We start from the raw sequence: 4,548 nt of genomic DNA on the forward strand, positions 1-4,548 counted from the left end.
GATCTCGATCGGGCTGATCGTCGACACGAGCCGCAGCATGGAAACGACCATGAACGCGCTGAAAGGCGCCGCCGAAAGCTTTGTGTTGGGGATGTACCCGGAGGACGAGTCGTTCATTGTGGCCTTCGATATGAAAGCCACGCTTATTCAGGGTTTCACGCACGACCCCGAAAGACTATTCAATGCGGTCCAAACGGTTAACGCCGGAGGAAGTACGGCATTGATACGCGGCCTGATCCAGGCGCGGAAAACAATGGCTCAGGCTCAAAATCCGAAACACGCACTTATCGTGATCAGCGACGGTGGCGACTCGTTCTCCGGCGAACGGGAAATCGCCGGCTTCGAAGAACAACTCGACGGAGCCGATGTCTTGATTTATCCGGTTCAGCTGCAGGATCTCGACGAGACCAATACCCTCACGAAGTTTGCCCGTCAGGCTGCTGTTTCGGTCGATGGTGCGCATAGCGCGCCCGCTGCGTTTCGTCCCGATCTGGCGAAGCAGCTGATGGAGTCGATGGCCAGCCAAAGCGCCGGCAAATATTTCTACGTCAAAATGACTTCCCTGCCCGGTCTCTTATCGCGTCTGCTTAGCCGGACCTTCGAAGACATATTCACCGAACTACGCGGCCAATACACGATCGGTTTTTATCCCGGCTCCGATGAATCGACCAGCGGCCGGGTCCGCGTCCGAACGGTGAATCCGAATTATCATGTCCGGACAAGCGCACCGCACTCGCGGAAGCCTGCCGAAACCGACACGGATCCGGATCCTTATGAAACCGCTCTGCTGACCGCCGATTCCGCGAGACGGCACGGCGAAACCGCTGAAGCCATGCGCGCTCTGGAACATGCGACGATTCTAAATTCGTCGGATCCGCGAGGTTTCAGGGAACTCGCTGGTTTGTATGTCACCCAGGGGCGATTCCAGCAGGCCCTGGATGTTCTCAATAAGGTGCAGTCCCTGAATGCATTGAATGGCGCCGATCATCTCGCTTTCGGAACCGCACTGATGGAACTCGGCGATCCGAGCGACGCGCAGGCGCATTTTACCGAGTCGCTGAAACTCGCTCCCGGCAATCCCCAGATCTATCTCCGGCTGTATAACGTGGACATGAACCAAAACAGGCCCGGCGATGCGCTCGCTATTCTGGAAGACTACTTGAACCGCTTCCCCGATGATCCGGGCCGCGCGGCCGCCATCGAACGAACCGATAAACTGCGAATACTCTTAAAAGCAAACTGAAATCGGCCCGATCGCCAATTTCCAACCTCCAATCTCGAATCTCCAATAGAACCAACGCGCAAACCGCATCGTCCTCGTCTTTTTCTGTGGTATTGTTCGGCGCCATGTGGCAGCAAAACTACACACCGGTAGCGAATAGTCTTTTCTGGTCGGCGATCGTGGCGGCGGTCCCGATTTTCGTTCTGCTTTTTCTGATCGGTATCCGGCGGAAGCCGGCATGGATGGCGTCTCTGGCGGGACTGGGGACTGTCGTCCTGCTGGCCGGATTTGTGTATCGGATGCCCGCAAACATGCTGTTGGAATCCGTTCTTTATGGGGCCGCAAATGGCCTGATGCCCATAGGTTGGGTGGTATTTTCGGCGATTCTGCTTTATCGGGTGAGCGTCGAGAGCGGGCGATTCGAAGTACTGAAGGATTCGGTCGGATCGTTGACGGACGATGGACGTCTTCAGATGCTGTTGATCGCTTTCGCCTTTGGCGCATTCATCGAAGGCTGCGCCGGGTTCGGTACGCCGGTCGCTGTAGCGGCAACCATGCTGACCGGCCTGGGCTTTTCTCCGTTTCTCGCCGCAGCAGTCTGCCTCGTGGCGAATACCGCGCCGGTCGCCTTCGGCTCGATTGCCACGCCGATTATCACGCTCTCTCGAACAACGGGATTGCCTCTCATGCGGCTCAGTGCCGGAGTCGGCCGGATTTGCGCTCCGGTATCGCTGTTTATTCCCGCATATATGATCGGCGTCATGTGCGGCTGGCCGGGGCTCCGCGGTGTTTTACCCGCCGCGGCCATTTGCGGCGTGACCTTTGCCAGCACCCAGTTTCTGATTTCAAATTTTGTCGGGCCCGAGTTGACCGACGTTTTGGCTTCGGTAATGGCCATGGGAGCACTGGTCGTGCTCTTTAAAGTATGGAAACCGCGTGACCATTTCGATTTCGGACATGTGGCGCCGGCGAAGGTCAGCCATAAGTCGCGCGACATTCTCCTGGCATGGTCTCCATTCATATGCCTCGTCATTCTTGTTTTGTTGTGGGGCTATCCGGCTTTCAAAGCGCACCTGACCGCACACGACATCGCGATCAACTGGCCCGGGCTGCACAATCAGGTGCAACGTGTCCCCCCCGTTGTGGAAAAAGTCGGAGGGTATGGCGCCGTCTACAATTTCCAGTGGTTGTCGGCTTCAGGGACGGCTTGTCTCTTTGCCGCCATCCTGGGCGCGCTGGTCGTCGGACTGCCTCCCGCCAAATTCGTCAAGGCATTAAAGGATACATGCCGTCAGCTCGCTCTCGCAGAAATGACTCTGGCCGCGGTCCTGGCATTGGCCTTCGTGATGAACTATTCGGGCGCAACGGGCACCCTTGGTCTCGCATTCGCCGCCACCGGCGCCGCGTTTCCGCTGTTCAGCTCTGTGCTGGGCGCTATCGGTGTGTTTCTGACCGGCAGCGATACCTCGGCAAACGCGCTCTTCGGCACGCTTCAGGAAGTCACGGCGACCAAGCTTGGAATGAATCCGGTTCTGATGGCGGCAGGAAATTCCGCTGGCGGAGTGATGGGCAAGATGATCAGTCTGACGAGCATTGCCGTCGCGGCGGCGGCCACCAGCATGAAGCGCGAAGATGAGAGCCGGCTGTTCGGCTTCACCTTGAAGCACAGCGTTTTTCTGACGCTCATCGTCGGGATTGTCGTGATGTTTTATGCCTATGTCGCGCCGCAGCTGGCGCCGTAAACCAGGTTTAGCCGCAGATGACGCGGCTGAATCTACTGCAGCACTTCTGTTCCGACCGCCAGGTTCATCTGGCTTGCCGCGGTCATGTACGAACCAACGAGGTTCAGGTAACCGAGCTGGACGGTGCGGTAGTCCTGCTGGGCCTGAAGAAAATCCAGTAACGATGCACCGCCTCGCTGGTACGCAAACGAAATGGTGTCGCGGACGCGCACGGCCCGTTCCAGATAATTGTTTTTGTAGGTGCGCAGCAGGGTAAGGTTTCCGCCCAACGTCGAATACGCGGAGTCCACGTCGCTGTACACCTGTGCCAGGGCCGCCGCCTGCAATCGTTGGTTTCGTGTGATATCGAGCTGAGTTCTCTGCTTTTCTCCCTGGTTTCTGTCGAAGATCCTAAGCGGAATGGACACGCTGAATCCGATGTAATCGAGCGGCGGATTGCGTCCTCCGTCGACGCCGAATGTTGGATCTGTTGAGCCGTTTGCGACCGCGAGATCGTGATCGACCTTCGCTTTTTCCACCGCCTGGACGGCCGCCTTCAAATCGGGCCGCGTGTTGAGCGCCGTCATGCGGAACTGACCGAGCGGCATGAGCTGGTCTTGAAAATCGAACACCCCGGCAATGTCGAACTGTTCCACCGGAGTCCGGTCGTCCAGCAGCATCAGCAGCTGGATCTTGGCATTGCGCAAAGCCACGATGGCGTTCTGCACATCGCTTTCGAACTGGGAGCGCTGCAGTTCGAGACGGTCAAGGTCGATTTGCGCAATATCGCCGGCGCGAAATCGCTCGCGGCTGACATTGAGGACGTTGTCATAGTAGGACAGATTGTCCGTGACCAGCTGATATACGGCCTTCGCCTGGAGCGTCTGGACAAAAGCATTCCGCAAATTGAACAGCAGGTTTCTTTCGAGATCGGCCTGCTGCGATTGCGCAACCTCTGTCCCCCTCCTGGCGCTGTCGAGGCGCAATTCACGCTTGTTCCTGCGCTCATGGAGGTAGCTCGCGGAAAAAGCCGAAAGCAAGTTCGCGAACGGCGTGAAGGGCCCGCCCGAAAAAAGCGTGACCTGATCGCCAAGGAGGGAGAAATCCGGATTGGGACGCAGGTAAGCTGTGACCTCGTCCGCCCTGGATTCATCGATGTTGAGCTGGCCGGCAAGCAGCGTCGGATTCGCCGCTTCCAGCTTGTCTTTAAGCTCTTGCCAGGTCCAGGTTTTCGCCTGCTGGGCGAGCGCGCATTCAGCAAGGCCGCAGACGATCAAGAGAGCTGCGGTCCAGTGCAATAGGAATCGCTTTGTCATCGTTTATACCTTTAACGTGTCGCCGTCGCGTGCAACGAGCGCATACAGGACGGGCGAAAGAAATATCGAGAGAAGCAGACGCGACGCCAGGCCGCCGACAATGACGATCGCGAACGGTCGCTGCGAATCACTGCCGATTCCGGTCGAAGTGGCCGCCGGCAGCAGACCGAAACAGGCAACCAACGCGGTCATCATGATCGGGCGCAGCCGCAGCAGCGCGGCCTGAAGGGTTGCTGTCGGGATGTCGAGACCTTCGAGGCGAAGCTTGTTGATGAACGAATACAGGATG

The 4,548-nt window shown here is 57.8% G+C and carries 4 protein-coding genes; 2 read left to right on the forward strand and 2 right to left on the reverse strand.

Annotated features, from left to right (window positions below):
* Together VGK48_24120 and VGK48_24125 are read left to right on the forward strand one after the other, a co-directional pair.
* Nucleotides 1-1,243: VWA domain-containing protein (locus tag VGK48_24120; GenBank protein ID HEY2384273.1), on the forward strand; the 1,243-nt coding region annotated here is incomplete at its 5' end.
* A 104-nt stretch (nt 1,244-1,347) separates the two neighbouring features.
* Nucleotides 1,348-2,964 carry an L-lactate permease gene (locus VGK48_24125; protein HEY2384274.1) on the forward strand — a complete coding sequence of 539 codons (1,617 nt, stop codon included), beginning with the start codon at nt 1,348-1,350 and terminating at the stop codon, nt 2,962-2,964.
* A gap of 32 nt (nt 2,965-2,996) precedes the next feature.
* Here the strand turns inward: VGK48_24125 and VGK48_24130 are convergent, their stop codons facing one another.
* Together VGK48_24130 and VGK48_24135 are read right to left on the reverse strand one after the other, a co-directional pair.
* Complete coding sequence (locus VGK48_24130) at nt 2,997-4,259, reverse strand: TolC family protein (GenBank protein ID HEY2384275.1); 1,263 nt, start codon at nt 4,257-4,259, stop codon at nt 2,997-2,999.
* Nucleotides 4,260-4,262: 3 nt separating this feature from the next.
* Nucleotides 4,263-4,548 (reverse strand): efflux RND transporter permease subunit (locus tag VGK48_24135; protein ID HEY2384276.1); only part of this gene is annotated, 286 nt, incomplete at its 5' end.

It is taken from the genome of Terriglobia bacterium (assembly GCA_036496425.1).
In the GTDB taxonomy this organism is placed as follows: domain Bacteria; phylum Acidobacteriota; class Terriglobia; order 20CM-2-55-15; family 20CM-2-55-15; genus 20CM-2-55-15.